The 18,152-nt window shown below is 47.5% G+C and carries 15 protein-coding genes, 3 tRNA genes, 1 other RNA gene and 1 other annotated feature; of the genes, 14 read left to right on the forward strand and 5 right to left on the reverse strand.

Going from position 1 to position 18,152, the window contains the following annotated elements:
- Nucleotides 1-296 precede the first annotated feature (296 nt).
- Nucleotides 297-1,760, forward strand: a complete 1,464-nt coding sequence (gene guaB, locus KNO79_RS15215) for an IMP dehydrogenase (RefSeq protein ID WP_074035270.1) — start codon at nucleotides 297-299, stop codon at nucleotides 1,758-1,760.
- 40 nt (nucleotides 1,761-1,800) lie between these two features.
- On the opposite strand, the gene KNO79_RS15220 is transcribed toward guaB, so the two are convergent.
- The 3 genes from KNO79_RS15220 to pdxR all read right to left on the reverse strand — a co-directional run bounded on the left by KNO79_RS15220 (nucleotide 1,801) and on the right by pdxR (nucleotide 7,384).
- Nucleotides 1,801-5,223, reverse strand: a complete 3,423-nt coding sequence (locus KNO79_RS15220) for an alpha-amylase family glycosyl hydrolase (protein ID WP_214691697.1) — start codon at nucleotides 5,221-5,223, stop codon at nucleotides 1,801-1,803.
- Between the two features lie 140 nt (nucleotides 5,224-5,363).
- Nucleotides 5,364-5,984, reverse strand: coding sequence for a class A sortase (locus KNO79_RS15225; RefSeq protein WP_214691698.1), 621 nt, complete (start codon nucleotides 5,982-5,984; stop codon nucleotides 5,364-5,366).
- Nucleotides 5,981-7,384 (reverse strand): MocR-like pyridoxine biosynthesis transcription factor PdxR, encoded by a 1,404-nt coding sequence (gene pdxR, locus KNO79_RS15230; protein WP_214691699.1) that lies wholly within the window; start codon nucleotides 7,382-7,384, stop codon nucleotides 5,981-5,983. The genes KNO79_RS15225 and pdxR overlap by 4 nt, the downstream gene beginning before the upstream one ends.
- 288 nt (nucleotides 7,385-7,672) lie before the next feature.
- Here pdxR and pdxS point away from each other — a divergent pair, with 288 nt between their 5' ends.
- The 7 genes from pdxS (at nucleotide 7,673) to KNO79_RS15265 (ending at nucleotide 12,514) form a co-directional block, all read left to right on the forward strand.
- Entirely contained in the window at nucleotides 7,673-8,563 is an 891-nt protein-coding gene (gene pdxS, locus KNO79_RS15235; RefSeq protein ID WP_214691700.1) for a pyridoxal 5'-phosphate synthase lyase subunit PdxS, read from the forward strand.
- A 1-nt stretch (nucleotide 8,564) separates the two neighbouring features.
- Complete coding sequence (gene pdxT, locus KNO79_RS15240) at nucleotides 8,565-9,143, forward strand: pyridoxal 5'-phosphate synthase glutaminase subunit PdxT (protein WP_074035275.1); 579 nt, start codon at nucleotides 8,565-8,567, stop codon at nucleotides 9,141-9,143.
- Nucleotides 9,144-9,228: 85 nt separating this feature from the next.
- A complete protein-coding gene (locus tag KNO79_RS15245) occupies nucleotides 9,229-10,476 on the forward strand; it encodes a D-alanyl-D-alanine carboxypeptidase family protein (RefSeq protein ID WP_214691701.1) in 1,248 nt (415 codons plus the stop codon).
- Nucleotides 10,477-10,494: 18 nt separating this feature from the next.
- Nucleotides 10,495-10,703, forward strand: a binding site (T-box leader).
- A gap of 51 nt (nucleotides 10,704-10,754) precedes the next feature.
- Nucleotides 10,755-12,038 (forward strand): serine--tRNA ligase, encoded by a 1,284-nt coding sequence (gene serS / locus KNO79_RS15250; protein ID WP_012727759.1) that lies wholly within the window; start codon nucleotides 10,755-10,757, stop codon nucleotides 12,036-12,038.
- Between the two features lie 138 nt (nucleotides 12,039-12,176).
- Nucleotides 12,177-12,267 (forward strand) — tRNA-Ser (locus tag KNO79_RS15255).
- A 37-nt stretch (nucleotides 12,268-12,304) separates the two neighbouring features.
- Nucleotides 12,305-12,395 (forward strand) — tRNA-Ser (locus tag KNO79_RS15260).
- A 29-nt stretch (nucleotides 12,396-12,424) separates the two neighbouring features.
- A tRNA-Ser gene (locus KNO79_RS15265) sits at nucleotides 12,425-12,514 on the forward strand.
- Between the two features lie 120 nt (nucleotides 12,515-12,634).
- Here KNO79_RS15265 and KNO79_RS15270 read toward each other — a convergent pair.
- Nucleotides 12,635-13,306: a deoxynucleoside kinase gene (locus KNO79_RS15270; RefSeq protein ID WP_074035276.1), complete on the reverse strand. Its 672-nt coding sequence runs from the start codon at nucleotides 13,304-13,306 to the stop codon at nucleotides 12,635-12,637.
- Nucleotides 13,303-13,938, reverse strand: coding sequence for a deoxynucleoside kinase (locus KNO79_RS15275; protein ID WP_012727757.1), 636 nt, complete (start codon nucleotides 13,936-13,938; stop codon nucleotides 13,303-13,305). Before KNO79_RS15275 ends, KNO79_RS15270 begins: the two co-directional genes overlap by 4 nt.
- Nucleotides 13,939-14,059: 121 nt before the next feature.
- Between KNO79_RS15275 and tadA the strand changes: the two genes are divergently transcribed.
- From tadA to KNO79_RS15305, 6 genes are all read left to right on the forward strand, one after another.
- Entirely contained in the window at nucleotides 14,060-14,560 is a 501-nt protein-coding gene (gene tadA, locus KNO79_RS15280; protein WP_074035279.1) for a tRNA adenosine(34) deaminase TadA, read from the forward strand.
- Nucleotides 14,561-14,613: 53 nt separating this feature from the next.
- Nucleotides 14,614-14,881, forward strand: an RNA gene (gene ffs, locus KNO79_RS15285) — signal recognition particle sRNA large type.
- A 94-nt stretch (nucleotides 14,882-14,975) separates the two neighbouring features.
- A complete protein-coding gene (gene dnaX / locus KNO79_RS15290) occupies nucleotides 14,976-16,652 on the forward strand; it encodes a DNA polymerase III subunit gamma/tau (protein ID WP_074035280.1) in 1,677 nt (558 codons plus the stop codon).
- 14 nt (nucleotides 16,653-16,666) lie between these two features.
- Entirely contained in the window at nucleotides 16,667-16,984 is a 318-nt protein-coding gene (locus KNO79_RS15295; RefSeq protein ID WP_012727754.1) for a YbaB/EbfC family nucleoid-associated protein, read from the forward strand.
- A gap of 22 nt (nucleotides 16,985-17,006) precedes the next feature.
- Complete coding sequence (gene recR, locus KNO79_RS15300; RefSeq protein ID WP_012727753.1) at nucleotides 17,007-17,606, forward strand: recombination mediator RecR; 600 nt, start codon at nucleotides 17,007-17,009, stop codon at nucleotides 17,604-17,606.
- Entirely contained in the window at nucleotides 17,603-17,827 is a 225-nt protein-coding gene (locus tag KNO79_RS15305) for a YaaL family protein (protein WP_031424056.1), read from the forward strand. The genes recR and KNO79_RS15305 overlap by 4 nt, the downstream gene beginning before the upstream one ends.
- Nucleotides 17,828-18,152 lie beyond the last annotated feature (325 nt).

Here is an 18,152-nt window from a genome sequence, read left to right on the forward strand (position 1 = left end):
GAAAGTAGTTGGGGGATCTCCCCCTGTGAGGATAGGACGTTGCCAGGCAACAACGCAGGACGACCGAGCATACGCTCGGTCGTTTTTTTACGTTCATAATGAAATCGAACTTCATATTCTGCTCGTTCACACGATGAAATTCCGAACAATTTTAATGTTATTTAAGTTAATGAACACAATTCTGAACTTTCTGAACATCGGGAATTGAATTGCACTTTTACGTTATACCTGTTACCATTACAGAAATATTTCGAAACAAAGATGTAGGTAGAACGAGAAAGGGGCCATCAATTTTTATGTGGGAAAATAAGTTTGCAAAAGAAGGTTTAACATTTGATGATGTATTACTCGTACCACGGTTTTCAAATGTTTTACCACGTGACGTTGATTTAAGCACGAAGCTCTGTGAAGGACTCGAATTAAATATTCCGATCATCAGTGCCGGTATGGATACCGTTACTGAAGCCCCAATGGCGATTGCTATGGCCCGTCAAGGTGGTTTAGGTGTCATTCACAAGAATATGTCGATGGAAATGCAGGCTGAGCACGTCGATCGCGTAAAGCGCTCAGAAAATGGTGTCATCACAAACCCGTTCTATTTAACTCCAGACCGTCAAGTATACGATGCAGAATACTTGATGAGTAAGTATCGTATTTCGGGCGTCCCAATCGTCAACTCAGAAGATGAACGTCAATTGATTGGTATTTTAACGAATCGTGATCTTCGCTTCATCAAAGACTATTCGACGGTAATCAAAGATGTCATGACGACAGAGAACCTCATCACAGCAAAAGTGGGTACATCGCTTGAAGAAGCCGAGCGTATCCTTCATCAACATCGCATCGAGAAACTTCCACTTGTCGATGAGAACGGTGTATTAAAAGGTCTCATTACGACGAAAGATATCGAAAAGGTCGAACAGTTCCCGAACGCAGCAAAAGATAAGCAAGGTCGTCTTCTTGTCGCAGCTGCAGTCGGTGTGACGAAAGACGCAGCTTCACGTGCTCAAGTGTTGGTTGAAGCAGGTGTGGATGCATTGGTTATCGATACGGCACACGGTCACTCAGCTGGCGTACTTGAAAAGGTTCGTGAGTTACGTGATATGTTCCCATCCCTTCCAATCATCGCAGGGAACGTGGCAACAGCAGAAGCGACGCGTGCATTGATTGAAGCAGGAGCATCCGTCATTAAAGTTGGGATTGGACCAGGCTCGATCTGTACGACACGTGTCGTCGCAGGTGTCGGTGTTCCGCAAATCACAGCAGTCTATGATTGCGTGATGGAAGCGAAAGAGCACGGTGTCTCAGTCATCGCTGACGGTGGAATTAAGTACTCTGGTGATATCGTCAAAGCCATCGCCGCTGGAGCCAATGCAGTCATGCTCGGAAGCTTGCTTGCGGGTGTGAAAGAGAGCCCAGGTGAAATGGAAATCTATCAAGGTCGTCAATTCAAGACATACCGTGGTATGGGATCAGAAGCATCGATGAAACGCGGAAGCCAAGATCGTTACTTCCAAGAAGCAGACAAAAAATTCGTTCCTGAAGGTATCGAAGGTCGCGTCGCGTATCGCGGTGAACTGGCTGACACGGTCTATCAATTGATCGGTGGTCTTCGTTCAGGTATGGGGTATTGCGGCGCTGCCGACATTCGTGCCCTTCGTGAAGATACACAGTTCATTCGTATGACAGGTGCTGGACTCCAAGAGAGCCACCCACACGATGTCAACATTACAAAAGAAGCACCAAACTATTCACGTTAATGAAAAAGCCGCCATCCTGTTCACTCAGGATGGCGGTTCTTTATTTGCGTTTCTCGACTAAAATGACGGTACCTCCCTGATCTTGAGCAGGAAGTGAGACGGTCACCTTCCCGTCTTTTTGAACAGTGTATGATTTGCCGCTATAGCGGTCAATCAAAATAGTCTTCGCCTTATACGACGTCTTAAATGAAACGGTTTGTGCTTTCTCTTTCGTGTTCAATCCGACGAGAACGGACTGTTTGCCGTAGGCCCGCTCAAAAATCGAGTAACCAGAATTGGCATTCACAGAGACGGATGATCGTGTTCCTTTACTGAATACGTGAGAATAGTCTGCACGGATATTCAATAGTTTTTGGTAATGCGTATGCATCGCTTTCCCTTCTCCTTTGACACGTGACCAGTCAAAGTCATAGCGGTTCTCATTGAACTCACCTTTATCCATATCCCCTGCATGTTTCCCAGATTGCCCGACTTCTTCTCCGTAATAGATGACCGGTTGACCTTTGGCCGTAATCTGAAGGGCGGCAGCGACCATTTGCTTACCTGTGTCTCCATCTGCGCGCGAGACGAGGAATCCATCTTCGTCGTGGCTACTTAAGAATTGTCCAAGCGTTGCTTCATTCGATAATTGGTTATTCCGATATTGGAGCGATTTTTCTACATCTTCAATGTTGCCGTTTACGAATCGCTCGGCCTGGTATTTAAAATCGAAGTCGAGCAAGGAATCCATTTGTCCACTCCGCAGATAACCGCCTGTATTGTTGATGCTGGCTCCATAGTGTTCGCCGATGAGTTTGAAATCTGGCTTGATTGTTGTCAGCTCATTTTTGAATGATTTCCACGTCGTTGAATCTACATGTTTGACCGTATCGACACGGAAATAGTCGATCGTATTTCCTTTTTTCGTTTTCGAACGTTTGATCCAATCCGTCTGCCATTTGACCAATTGCTCCCGCACGGCCGCTTCCTCGGTCTTGAAATCAGGAAGACCAGATAAGGACATTCTGAGGTCGTCCCCATCGACCGGATTCTCGCGAATCATGCCATCGAATACTTGTCGTTCTGCATCCGTCGGGAAATTCGTGACGGCTGAACTTGCACCTGGTTCCATGCCGTAGCCTGGATGGTTCAAGACGACATCGACCATAATTTTGATGCCACGCTTATGCGCCTCGTCAATCAATTTATGGAATGCGGCCATATCTCCAAGGTGTTCATCAAGTTTTTCAAAGTTTTTCGCCCAATATCCGTGATAGCCATATTGAGACCCATCTTTCCCATAACGCAAATCCCAATCGATGTTATCCACAATCGGTGTAATCCAGATTGTATTGATGCCTAAGTCATCTAAATAATCGAGTTTTTTTGTGACACCCGCAAAGTCTCCACCATGGTACGATTCCAGATGGTCTTTATCATAGTACTCACGGTTCGGATTATCATTGGACACATCCCCGTTATAGAAGCGGTCGGTTAGCATGAAGTAGATTCGTGCCTCATCCCAATCAAATGCTTGTTTCTCTTTCATCGATTTCGGAACGACACGGATGGTGGTCTTCGAGCGATGGACATTTCCATACTGGTCGACGGCTGTGACAGAGAGCGTCTTGTTTCCTGGTTTGATCGTATCTTTCACCGCAATGGTTTGAGCATTCAATGCACGGTCGATGTGCAACTTAGCGGGTCCTCCGAGAGGTCGTGCATCGATATAGAGTTCACGAAGCGTCACTCCCTTCGGTAAGGTTGGTTTTACCCGTAGGACGGCATTTTCTCTGGAGCTAATCGCTTTTGGACTGACTGAAGAAGTGAGTTTGACGGTCGGTTGGCGATACTCGATTTGAGAAGCCTCAAAGTACGGATCCTTCACTTCAGTCGTCACCCCGTCTTTTGTGACGAGGTACGTGTAATCATGAACGCCTTCAGGCAAACGCACTGTGTGGCGGAACCATTCGTTTTCAGGCTCATACGTCATCGGATAAGTTTCATCATTGATTTTGAGTGCGACCTGTTCGATTTCATTCATTTTTCCGGATTCATAGAGTGCTACATCGCGGTAGAAGAAACTGATCCCGTCTGTACCGTACACTGGTCCGTTGACTGTCGGAACTTGATGGAACACACCTTTGCCGCTTTCGACGAGGACCTTCGTGACACGGTCTTCTCCGAGCGTGACGTATCTGTCTTCTCCGTATGCGTCCTTCACAGCCCAATCCGTTCCTTTTCGGATCACAAATCCGACTTTGGTGGCGTCTTGGCCAACGGGGATTCGGAAGATGGCCCCGTCCTCCGTGATACGATACGGGTCAACTTGGCCGTCTTTTTTACCGGTGCTCCACGTCCACAAGTTCCAATCCGTATAATCTCCATCCGCGCGGACATACTTCATCTCGATATAACGAGTCGTTTCCCATGGATCGGCGAGCTTGGTTGCCGTTTTGAACGAAGTCGTCAAGGCAGGGAGTGACGTGTTGGAAATCGTCCCTGTCACCGCATCCGCTGGGATGGTCGCCGTATATGACGTGTCGAGTGCGAGTGCCTCTTTCGGCTGAAGTGTCACGGTCGAACCGTTCGTTGTCACGTCGACCGGGATTTTTGTCTCTCCTTGTTGAAGCGTGACTGCTTCAGTATCGAGACGGACAGGTTCGTTGAACGTCCATGTGATTGGGGTAGACACATCCACGTCGATCGAGGATGAAGCCGGGGTCACCGAAACGACCTCAAGCTGATCAATCGTCTCCACCCCATTTAACGTGACCGGGGCACTATATACGGATTGCGTCGACGGAGTAGCAGCGACGTTCCAGCTGTTCGCCAGTTGGTTGGCCGCGTTACTTGGAATCGTATCGAATGCACCATGCTCTCCTGCATTATTGCCGCTCAATACAGTCAAGGCACGAACTTGGTCTCCATTGTTTAGCCCGAGTAAGGATAATGGAATCTTTCCTTCGAATCCTTTCGTCCGGTCCACTGCGAAAGCCGCACCGTTCAATTGGTTCAATTGTAAGAGTGGGGTATCCTGTCCGGCCTTATAAAGGGCGGCCTCTTTGACTTTTTGATCGCCATCGACACGAACGAGAACATGATATTGAGGTGCCTTGTCGACGCCTGTAAAGTCGAATGGGTATCCGAGTGGATTTTCAGAGACGCCAGAATCTTCATCGTTAATTTGAAGGGCGATGTTAATGTATTGTCCGTTGTCGCCCCAATTCGGGACATTGTTCGCATCTACATAAAAATAAAGATGTTGAGCATCGTTTTGTATGTATAAATCACCGACATCAAATCCTTGCCAACCCGTAGCCGGGGAAGTCGCAAGGGCTGGGATCGAGCTCCAGTCTGTTTTCAATCCATCAATCGTCATCATGGTCGGTTCGGCCAATGCGTTCATCGGGACACCGGCTTGAATGAGTAATGCTCCGGAAAGGATCAGCGTTGAAGCCTGACGAGCGGTTGTTTTTTTCATGAGGCACCTCTTCCTGTCAAATGGATTTGCACACTTTTATGCAAACGTTTTCAAAAATAGTTTATCGGAACTTGAAAGCGCTAACAATATGTTTTTGAAAAAATAATAAACCGCCTCTCCTATTCTGAAAGGAGAAGCGGTCAAGAGGATGAGGCGACAAGCTTCCCTTTTACAATCAGGCGCTCTGTCGTATCGAACGTACACGTGATTAACGTGATGGTTGGGGTTGAGGTGACATCTAATACATCGACTCGTTCAGGAGAAACGGTTTCAAGCGAAGTGACTACATACTCGTACGTTTGCGTTTCATCTTGAAGGTAGATCGTGGCACCGACCTCGATTTCATGGAGCGGTCCGAATAGGGCAGTTGCTCGTTGTAGGTAGTGGCCGGCGAGCGCGTAGTTCCCTTTGCCCATCTCTTGTTCAGGATGCATCGTTCCGGTGCCTACCGCGAGACTTTCATTGTCCAAGCCTTTCATGATGGGAAGTTTCAGTGAGACATCGGGAATTGAAATCACGCCGATTGTCGGCAAATTATGAAACCGATTGCGCGCTTGTAGGACGTCCGATACAGAGAGTGGACTGACGGCTTTAAAATCATAACTTGGATCAAATTCGCTCTCTTCTTGAAATTCCATCTGTTCCACCACGTATTCACTCGTCGAACTAGCAATGGCATTTTTCCAAATCGGACTCGTCAAAAAGAGGGTGCCGCTCCCAATGAGTAAAAGTCCGATGAGCCACCGGATACGTCGATTCATGACTTCCCTCCTTTTGAAACTTCCCACGCAAGCATCAACTGAACGATCACGTCAGGTAAAGTCGACTCAGACAAATGCGCAAACCCGAACAGAAATTGCTTGTGGGAGTCCGGATGCACGATACGATAGTCGTTCATGGATTTAATGGCGATTCCGGCGGATTCGGCGGACCGCTTCAATTCTTGCTCTGTTCGCTCGGTCGCGATGGTCAACACGACGTGCAATCCGGCACTTGCTCCGGTCACGGTGACGGTCGGTTCGAATGGTCGGAAGGCGGAGAGGACACTTTCTAACTTACGACGGTATATTTTTCGCATCCGGTTCAAATGCTTCTCAAAGTCACCGCTCGACATGAATAAGGCCAACGTCTGTTGTTCGAACCGGGGAACGCTACAGGTGAAATACTGGTGTCGTTCCCGGTAACGGTTTAACAAGGGTGTCGGTAAGACCATATAGCCGATGCGTAAGGATGGCATGAGAGATTTTGAAAACGTACTGATATAGATAACCCGTTCGTTCGGGTCCATGCTCTGCAGTGACGGAATCGGCTTGCCGCTATAGCGAAACTCGCTGTCGTAATCGTCTTCGATGATATACGTCTGATGGACGAGTGCCCAATTTAACAAACGTTGCCTTCGACTGACAGACAGGACGGTCCCTGTCGGAAATTGATGAGCAGGTGTGGCATATAGTGCATCGATTGCATGACGCTCGAGCTCATTCACACAAACACCACTATCGTCTACGGGAATAGGAATCGATGTGCGTCCTTGTTGTTCGAACAACAATCGCGTGAGCGGATAACCAGGGTCTTCGATCCCGAAGATAGACGAGTCCGGTAATAGATTCAAGAGTTGTGGCAACAGCTGTTCCGTACCGGACCCGACGATGATCTGTTCTGGTGAGCACTGTACGCCACGGGAGTGATAAAGATATGTGGCGATTTCTTGGCGTAATTCTAGATCTCCTTGAACAGAACCTAACGCAAGTAATTCATGATTCACGTCATCGACGACATGTTTGATGTGTCGCTTCCATCGTTCAAACGGGAAGGCAGTCGTGTCGATTTGACTCGGGGAAACATCATAATCATATGTCTTTCGCTGAGGGGCTGGTGTGATGGTACTACTCGAGCGCCGGACGTACAGTTCCTCTTGAGGTAACACATAAAATCCTTTTCGAGGAATGGACTCGATGTATCCTTCGGCGAGTAACTGGGCATACGCGAACTCGACCGTGGTCTGCGAGACATCTAAAAATTGAGAGAGCTTACGCTTTGAAGGTAATTTGGTTCCTGTCTTTAACGTATCGTCGAGGATGGCATCCCGAATGTGCTTATACAATTGCTCGTAAAGCGGGATGGACGATTCTTGATCAAGCGATAAGGTAAGCATATCCATGGTGTGACGTTCCTTTCTTTACGAACCAAAAAAGAAGTAGAGCATAAACCCAAGAATGATGATGAAAGAGACAATCCCGGGTGTCCCGAATGAGGCACGATGATCCCCATCAAACGAATCGCGGTTTAACATACGTATTCCTCCTTTATACTTCAACAGGTTCGTGATAGATGAAATAGAGTCCTTTATTTAAAACTGACCACTTTAAATAATGAGAAACTGGCACTTTTAATATAGTCAATTCAACTTATACTAGCAAGTAGAACACGAATCAATGGAGGGATTTCAATGGAAAAGAGACAAGTAGGGACAGATAAAGTAAAACGTGGGATGGCTGAAATGCAAAAAGGTGGCGTCATCATGGACGTCATCAACGCTGAACAGGCGAAAATCGCTGAAGCTGCCGGTGCTGTGGCTGTCATGGCGCTCGAACGTGTACCATCAGATATCCGTAAAATGGGTGGCGTTGCCCGTATGGCTGACCCGACAATCATCGAAGACGTCATGGGGGCAGTATCTGTGCCGGTTATGGCAAAATGCCGGATCGGGCATATCGCTGAAGCACGTGTCCTCGAGTCGATGGGGGTCGACTTCATTGACGAGAGCGAAGTGTTGACACCAGCCGACGAAGAGTTCCACTTGTACAAGCGCGACTATACGGCGCCGTTCGTATGTGGAGCACGCGACCTCGGTGAAGCAGCCCGCCGTATCGGTGAAGGGGCAGCGATGATTCGTACAAAAGGGGAGCCGGGAACAGGGAACATCGTCGAAGCGGTTCGTCATATGCGTACAGTACAAGCTCAAGTGAAACGTCTCTTGTCGATGAGCGTAGATGAGGTCATGACAGAGGCGCGCGACCTCGGTGCACCGTTTGAAGTATTGATGCAAATCCGTGAAGTGGGCCGTCTGCCGGTCGTAAACTTCGCAGCAGGTGGAATCGCGACACCAGCGGATGCTGCCTTGATGATGCACCTCGGGGCAGATGGAGTCTTTGTCGGATCTGGTATTTTCAAAGCGGAGAACCCAGAAAAATTTGCACGTGCCATTGTAGAAGCAACAACGTATCACGATGACTATGAGCGAATCGCACACTTGTCAAAAGGATTGGGTGAGGCGATGAAAGGACTCGACGTCCGCACACTCAAAGAAGAAGAACTCATGGCACCACGAGGCTGGTAAGATGGTAACGATTGGCGTATTAGGAATGCAAGGTGCGATTCGTGAGCATGTTCGCATGCTGGAAGCGCTCGGTGCTCGAACCGTTGTCGTTCGCTCGGTAGAAGACTTGGAGTCAATTGACGGACTCGTGTTACCAGGTGGAGAGAGCACGGCAATGCGTCGACTACTCGATCGTTATGGATTACTTGAACCACTTCGAGAGACGGAAACGTTACCAATGTTCGGCACATGTGCCGGCATGATTCTTCTCGCGAACGAAGTCGAAGGGTATGACGCCCACTTGAAGAAAATCCCGATGACAGTGAAACGCAATGCGTTCGGACGTCAGGTCGACAGTTTTGAAGTCGACCTTCCAGTGAAAGGGATCGATGAGCCAGTCGAAGCGGTCTTTATTCGTGCCCCACAAGTGGCACGTGTCGAACCGGAAGTAGATGTGCTCGCTGAAGTGGAGGAAGCGATTGTGGCGGTCCGTTACAATCAGTATCTGGCTTGCTCGTTCCATCCCGAATTGACGGATGACCTCTCGTTACATCGCTATTTTATCGAGATGGTCAAAGCGAATCAGAGTCAACATGTATAAGTTTGAGGGACCTCGCAAAAAGGGGGTCCTTCAAACTTATTTTTTGTTACACTGAACAAAGAAGCGTACAGAAAGGGGAAACGATGTGAAGGCCCGTTATTTCATCATATTGCTCACTGTCGTATTCGTCATACAGACCATGTTGCCATCGGCTGCCTCTGCGGCCGCTCCGAAAGTGGATGCAGCAAGCGCGATGCTTGTAGACGTGACGACAGGACAAGTTCTATTTGCCAAACAAGAAGATTCGATGCTTCAGCCGGCTTCAATCACGAAGCTGATGACTGCATTTTTGACGCGTGAGGCGATTCAGGCAGGGAAACTCAGTTGGACACAAGAAATCACACCGAGCGATGCTGCTTTGGCGTTGACGAGAAAGCCGGGGTTGGCACGAATCCCGCTGTTAAATAAACCATATACCGTCAAAGAATTATACGATGCCGCGTTGATTCGTTCAGCGAATGAAGCGGCCGTAACGCTCGGGGAGGCCGTATCCGGTTCGGAAGAGGCATTCGTCAAAGAGATGAATCGCCGGGCTGATGAATTAGGGATGACGCAAACGACGTTCGCGAACGCCTCAGGACTCGATTCTGAATCCGCTGGCCTACCGGGAGACAACTTGACGTCTGCTAAGGACTTGATGAAGCTCGCGATCGCGTATTTGACGACGTATCCGGAAGTGCTCGACGTGACGAAGCGGGCATACGTGGACGTCGACGGTGTTCGATTTGATGCGACGAATCGCATGCTCGCTAATCGTGACCTCGCTTATCCGGGAATGCTCGGCTTCAAGACAGGCACGACGAATGAGGCGGGATATTGTTTCATCGGCGTATCCACACGGGATGGGCGTACCGTTTTGTCGGTCGTCCTCGGTGCAACATCGGACGAGGGACGTTATGCAGCAACGAAAGCGCTACATGATTATGCTTATGCGGATTTCGTCATGACCCCAATCTTGCGGATGGGGGAGACAATCTCCAAGATGGCAACGGTCTCTCAAGGCGAGGAAGAGCAAGTCGCGGTCCGGACGACAAACGATTTTGAGGTGTTGGTTGAAAAAGGAAAACCCGTACCGGAGCCCGAATATGATCTGCTTGATTTAGAGGCTCCGATTAAGGCTGACACACAGGCAGGCATGGTCACCATCGATTCTTCGGAGAACGTACGCTATTTAGAGGGAGAGGCTCCTCCTAAGATGGCACTTGTTACAGCGGAGTCGGTCGATACCGCCTCGTTCTTGACGAGAATAACACGAGCTTTTTTGGATTTCCTCGATCAAATCCGACTCGCACTTGGAAAAATCAGTCTTGTCGAACAAGTTGAGATGTTGTAAAGTAAGATTAATTCAATGACAGATGCGATGATGAGAATAAGTACGTTACGTACGTCTACTGACAGAGAGCTAGTGGTTGGTGCAAACTAGTGAGATGACGTGACCGAATCGGCCTCGGAGCATTGACTTGGAAACAAGTCACGTTCGCACACGTTACGTGCATCGAGTGGCTCAAACATTTGGGCAACGAGGGTGGCAACGCGGATCCAAGGTGGTTCGTCCCTTTCCTACGGGAAAGGGACGTGCCACCTTTTTTATATGAAAAAGGAGGAATAGCAATGTTAGACATTAAACGTTTGCGACAGGATTTTGAAGGGATTAAAGAAAAGTTAGCTCACCGGGGGGAAGACTTGAGTGCACTTGACCGCTTCCCACAACTAGAGGAGAAACGTCGCGACTTGATCAACGAAGTCGAAGTGAAGAAAGCGAAGCGCAACGAAGCGACAAAACAGATCGCTGAATTGAAGCGGAACAAAGAAGATGCCGAAGGTCCGATTTTAGAGACACGTCGCCTCGGCGATGAAATCAAACTGTTGGACGAAGAGTTACGCGAAGTTGAGGCAGAACTCAACTTGATTTTACTCAGCATCCCAAATATCCCGCACGAATCAACACCAATCGGCGAAACGGAAGACGACAACGTGACGATTCGCGAAATCGGGACAAAGCCTGAGTTTGATTTCGAGCCTAAGCAACATTGGGACGTGATGGAAGATCTTCAAATCGTCGATGTCGAGCGCGCTGGAAAAGTAACAGGTAGCCGCTTCGTCTTCTATAAAGGATTAGGCGCTCGCTTAGAACGTGCCCTCATCAACTTTATGATGGACCTTCATTCAGATGAGCATGGGTACGCTGAAGTGTTACCTCCTTACATGGTCAATCGAGATTCGATGACAGGAACGGGTCAGCTTCCTAAATTTGAAGAGGATGCATTTAAAGTAGCGGATACGAACTACTTCCTCGTTCCGACTGCTGAAGTACCGGTCACGAACATGCACCGTGAAGAAATTCTTCCGGAAACACAACTTCCAATCGCGTATACTGCATATAGTGCAAACTTCCGTTCTGAAGCTGGGTCAGCGGGACGTGACACACGTGGATTAATTCGTCAGCACCAATTCAATAAAGTCGAGCTCGTCCGTTTCGTAAAACCGGAAGAGTCTTATGAGCAATTGGAACTGTTGACAGGTCATGCTGAAGAAGTCTTAAAACGTCTAGGCCTTCCTTATCAAGTGCTCAGCATGTGTACGGCAGATCTCGGATTCACTGCCGCGAAAAAATACGATATTGAAGTATGGATGCCGGCACAAGGGGTCTATCGTGAAATCTCGTCTTGCTCAAACTTTGAAGATTTCCAAGCGCGTCGTGCGGGAATTCGTTTCCGTCGTGACGCCAATGCGAAACCTGAGTTTGTGCATACGTTGAACGGTTCAGGTTTGGCGGTCGGACGAACGGTCGCAGCGATTCTTGAAAATTATCAACAAGCGGATGGATCGGTCGTGATTCCAGAAGTTCTTCGTCCTTACATGGGTGGAAAAGAAAAGATTGAAATGCCGAACTAAACGCTTGAGCAGCCTCGATTTTGAGGCTGCTCAATTTTTTTAATGTTTTTTCACAAAAGGGTTTGACATCTGTCTCTTCAGTTGGTACTATAAATCATGTCGAGCGACACTGTTGCTCACGAATTGCATATGAGCTTTGGAGGTGTACCCAAGTGGTTTAAGGGAACGGTCTTGAAAACCGTCAGGGGTGTAACAGCCTGCGTGGGTTCGAATCCCACCACCTCCTCCATTTCTTTTTTGGAGGCTCACACAATTTTATATCTTTTGGAGGTGTACCCAAGTGGTTTAAGGGAACGGTCTTGAAAACCGTCAGGGGTGTAATAGCCTGCGTGGGTTCGAATCCCACCACCTCCTCCACTTTCTTTTTTTTACACTTTTTTAGGCCTGGAGTTGTACCCAAGTCCGGCTGAAGGGGACGGACTCGAAATCCGTTAGGAGTCGCAAGGCTCGCGTGGGTTCGAATCCCACCAACTCCGCTTTCAATCGGGCATCTGCAGAGGCAGATGCATTTTTTGTATCCACAGACATAAGCGCTGTGGATTTTTTTATGCACAAAAAGAAGGATTACGCTTTCGTTGGCGCAATCCTTCTATTGATTATCTCACTTTTGCTTCGCGTGCAATCGTGAGTTGCTTTTCAATTTTCTCAAGAATGAGTTCGACTGAATCTGGGTCGTTGATGAGGTCATACTCTTCGATCGAGAGACGCAATACCGGGCACAGGTTGAAGTTGTTGATCCATTCTGTGTAGCGGGTGTACATCTCTTCCCAATAAGCGATTGGTGTTTGCTGTTCCATCTCGCGACCGCGCATCTGAATGCGTTCGAGTACTTGTTCGAACGAACCTTCAAGATAGATTAATAGATCCGGGTGCGGGAAGAACGGTGTCAACACCATTGCCTCGAACAAACTAGAATACGTTTCGTAGTCTGTTGGTGACATCGTCCCTTTTTCATAGTGCATCTTGGCGAAGATGCCTGTATCTTCATAGATTGAACGATCTTGGATGAAGCCGCCACCGTATTGGAAGATTTTCTTCTGTTCTTTAAAACGTTCTGCCAAGAAGTAAATTTGAAGATGGAAGCTCCAACGTTCGAAATCATGATAGAATTTATCGAGGTAAGGGTTGGTATCTACTTTTTCGAGAGACGTTCGGAAATTCAATGCATCGGCTAACGAATTGGTGATCGTTGATTTCCCGATCCCGACCATTCCCCCGATTGTAATGATTGTATCGTTCGGGATGTTATATTTATCAATCAGCTTCATTTTATTTGGGCTCCTTTAGTTAATTCTAATTCACGCTCAATCGTTTTTAGGACATGAGTCAAGTCGTCCGGATTGTGTACAAAGTCGAGTTCATCCCCACTGAACGAGAGAATCTTCACTTCTGGATGGGCCGCGCGATACGATTCAACAAACGTCTCATAGTCGTGAGCAAGTTGTTCGAGGTAATCACGAGACATATTTTCTTCCACTTCACGTCCACGCAAGGCGACTCGTTTCATTAATGTCTCAATGCTGGCATGTAAGTAAATGACGACATCAGGTTTCGGCATATCATGTGTCAAAATCTTATAAATCTGCTCGTACTTGTTCAAGTGTGCCGGTTTCAGCGAACGGTGAGCAAAAATCAAGTTTTTGAAAATATGATAGTCCGAAACGACGGATTGTTGCTGACTCAAGTGGTGTTTGTGAATATCATCCAACTGCTTGAATCGATTGCACAAGAAGAACATTTCCGTTTGGAAACTCCATTCTTCGATATCTTCATAAAACTTGCCGAGAAATGGGTTCTCTTCTACAATTTCATTCAGCATCTGCATCGAGAAATGCTGACTGATGATATGGGCCAGTGATGTTTTCCCGACACCAATCGGTCCTTCTACCGTTATAAACATATGATGTCATCCTCCATTATCCAAAGTGCAAGTTCCATTCTAGCACACAATACGAGCGATATGGCGAGGGATTTGATTTTCATTTTTTTTCATAGTTTTAAATAAGAAATGAGGTGAATCGATGGAACGTGATGAGCGATTTATGCAGTTGGCCATCGAAGAAGCAAAGAAAGCAGAAGCCATTGGCGAGGTGCCGATTGGTTGTGTGATCGTGAAGGGAGACCAGGTGATCGCAACCGGGCACAATCGTCGTGAGACGGATCGATTGGCGGCAGCACACGCCGAGCTGATTGCGATTGAAACGGCCAATGAGACACTAGGGAATTGGCGATTAGAAGACTGCGAACTATACGTTACCCTTGAACCGTGTCCGATGTGTGCGGGCGCAATCGTGTTGTCTCGCGTGAAACGTGTCATTTTCGGTGCCCACGACCCGAAAGGTGGATGTTGTGGGACGTTGATGAACTTGGTGCAGGATGAGCGGTTCAATCACCAAGCCGAAGTGACAGAAAATGTTTTAGCAGAAGAATGTGGACAGCTCCTGACAGATTTCTTCCGAGCGCTTCGAGAAAGGAAGAAACAAGAACGACTCAATCAGAGAGGTTGCAACCCAATCGATTAAACAGTATAATGTAATAGCACTCGAGGTAGTGCCTAATTTCATTTACCCATTTGCCGTGCTAGGTGGGGAGGTAGCGGTGCCCTGTCACTCGCAATCCGCTGTAGCGAGACTGAATCCCGATTCGAGGGAGTGCGCTGGTGTGGTCTGCCTTATGTAAGTGGCGTTGACGTCTGAGTCCTGCGCAACGGTCACCCATGAACCAGGTCAGGTCCGGAAGGAAGCAGCCTTAAGTGGTGACGTACCGTGTGCCGCAGGGGTGCTTGGGCTGAGCAAACTGCATGAGTAACGCATGTTGACGTGCTTTCAGAAATCGGTGCGCGGCAGATTTATTTTATAACTTCAATCTATGGCCCCCGGGCTGTAGATTTTTTTGTATGATGAGATAGAGAAGAACAGTAGGGAAGGAGGCGAACTCATGGCGTATCAAGCGTTATATCGTGTATATAGACCTCAATCGTTTCAAGAGGTCGTCGGTCAAGTCCATATCACACGTACGATTCAAAATGCTCTGTTAGAGGAGCGGATGTCACATGCGTACCTATTTTCCGGCCCACGTGGAACGGGGAAGACGAGTTTGGCGAAAATCATTGCCAAGGCAATCAACTGTGAAAGCGCGCCGACACGTGAACCATGTAACACCTGTCCGACGTGTATCGCCATCACGGAAGGGACGAGTCCCGACGTGTTTGAAATTGATGCCGCATCGAACAACGGGGTTGACGAAATTCGGGAGATTCGAGACAAAGTCAAATATCCGCCGTCCCAAGGGCGTTACAAAGTATACATCATTGATGAAGTGCATATGTTATCGACCGGTGCATTCAACGCGTTGTTAAAGACGCTTGAGGAACCACCGGCACATGCGATATTCATCTTGGCCACGACAGAACCACATAAAATTCCGGCCACGATCATTTCCCGCTGTCAGCGATTCGATGTCAAAAGACATGAAGTGAGTCAATTGCAAACGCGGATGGCCTATATTTTGAACGACCAAGACCATGACTATGACCCGGAAGCATTGAAGCTCATCGCACGTGCTGCCGATGGCGGGATGCGGGATGCCCTCAGCTTACTCGATCAGGCGCTCGCATTCAGTGATGAGCGGTTGACGGAAGAAGCAGTGTTAGAAGTCACGGGTGCCGTGACGGATGAAACATTGCTCGACATGGCGTATGGTCTCCAACGGAAAGAATTAAATGCCATTTTGAGTACGCTTGAATTGATGTTACGTGAAGGGAAGGACTTGAAACGTTTCATCGAAGATTTAGTGTTCGTTCATCGGGATGCGTTACTCTTGAAAGCATCTCCACAAGCAGCTGACTTATTGGAACGTGCTCGTCCGACTGACGAGTTTCGTCAGTTCGTCGAAGCGACTTCAACGGATGAATTGTTCCAAGTGATTGAAGAGCTCAATGATTGCCAACAGCAGATGAGGTTATCTAACCATCCGAAAGTGTTGGTGGAGTTAACATTCATCCGGATCGCGGAACAAGGCCGTACAATTAGTGAGCAAATGACACAACTACAAGATCAAGTGCGTGAACTGAGCCGTGAATTAAATGAAGTGAAGAAGAATGGTGTTGTCGTGACAGGTGGAGAAGCAGAAAAGCCGAAGCCTGCTCCGAAACGGACACAAATCCGGGTGCCTAAAGAACGGATTCGCCAACTCTTGCAACGGGCCGAACGGCAGCATTTGAATGCGATTCGCGACAGCTGGGGAGATATCATGACGAATATTCGGATACAAGATGGTCCGATTTTCGCTCTCTTCTATGAAAGTGAAGCTGTCCTTTGTGCAAGTGACACCTTACTGGTACAATTTAAAGATGGAATGACATGGCACTATGAACAAGTGAGTTCAAATGGTCGTACGCGCGATGTGATTGAACAGGCGTTATTCGAAGTGACGGGGATTCGTCGCGAAATCATGGCGGTGCTTGAGACGGATTGGAATGAACTAAAAAATGAGTTCATCCTTCAAAAACAAGCAGAACGAACGGAACAAGTCGAAGAGCCGGAAACCGAGGATCCGCTAGTTGCGCAGGCGATGGAACGTTTTGGCGATGTCGTTGAAATCGAAGAAACATAAGGGAGGCGCTCTGAATGCGTGGAATGGGAAACATGAACAACATGATGAAACAGATGCAAAAGATGCAAAAAGATATGGCGAAAGCTCAAGAGGAATTAAAAGAGTTATCGGTTGAAGGAACAGCGGGAGGCGGCATGGTGAAAGTTGTCGTCAGCGGTCATAAAGAAGTTTTAGACGTCATTATTGCTGAAGACGTTGTCGATCCGGACGATGTGGATATGTTACAAGATCTCGTCTTAGCAGCAATCAATGATGCAATGAAACAAGCGGATCAGCTTGTGAATGATAAGATGGGACGTTTCACACAAGGGATGAACCTCCCAGGCTTTTAAGTGAAGAAAGGATCGATGCGAGTTGCAATACCCTGAAGCCATTGGACGATTGATTGAGAGTTTTACGAAGTTACCTGGGATTGGACCGAAAACTGCGGTACGTTTAGCATTCCATGTATTAGATATGGAAGAAGACGATGTGTTGACGTTCGCGAAATCTCTCGTGAGTGCGAAGCGTGACATAAAGTATTGTACCGTGTGTGGCCACATCACAGATATTGATCCGTGTGCAATCTGCAAAGACTCACATCGGGATGAAACGGTGGTTTGTGTGGTTCAAGACTCAAGAGACGTGATTGCTATGGAGAAGATGCGGGAGTACAGAGGGAAGTATCATGTTCTTCATGGAGCCATTAGTCCAATGGAAGGGATTGGTCCAGAGGATATTAATGTTTCAAGTTTGCTGACACGTTTACAAGAGAACGAGTCGATTCAAGAAGTGATTTTAGCGACCAACCCGAACATTGAAGGGGAAGCGACTTCGATGTATTTATCGAGACTACTCAAACCGACGGGAATTCGCGTGACGCGTCTTGCCCATGGTTTACCAGTCGGTGGAGATTTGGAGTATGCGGATGAAGTGACATTATCTCGGGCGATGGAAGGTAGAAGAGAACTATGAAATGGTTTCGTAAGTCGTTAAGAGATGATTATGATCAACGACTACTGACTGAGTTGCTAGAAGCTAAGGCTAAGTTTGAATCGAAACGTCGGATTCTTGAAGTCAGCATAGAGGACACGGGAGAGCTAGCTGCTCAAGTGAAGCAAGCGGAAGCTCTCTACTTCTTCTATTTGAAAGAAGCAAAGAAGCGAAATGTTTCGTTATCGTCTCTTCGTTCTTAAGGCGACGCCAATGGCGCGCCTTCTTTATTTTTAGTCCTATATAATGAAAGAAAAAAATCGTTTTGGTTGAACAAATGAAGTTTTTATATATTTCTCTAATCTTTTTAACAAAAAGGGTTGCGTGGTTATTATTTTACTGATATATTAATAGACGTCGCCGAGATAAGCGACGAAGAAAACAAAAAATATTTTTAAAAAGTGGTTGACCTTTTGTTCTCCACTTGGTAAGATATTTAAGTCGCCAAGAGCGGCAGACGAACTTTGAAAACTGAACGATGAGGCAAAAAAAGTTTTACAATTTTTGAATGAAGCGCAAGCTTCGTCA

The sequence above is a fragment of the Exiguobacterium sp. s43 genome (genome assembly GCF_018617255.1).
Classification (GTDB): domain Bacteria; phylum Bacillota; class Bacilli; order Exiguobacteriales; family Exiguobacteriaceae; genus Exiguobacterium; species Exiguobacterium profundum.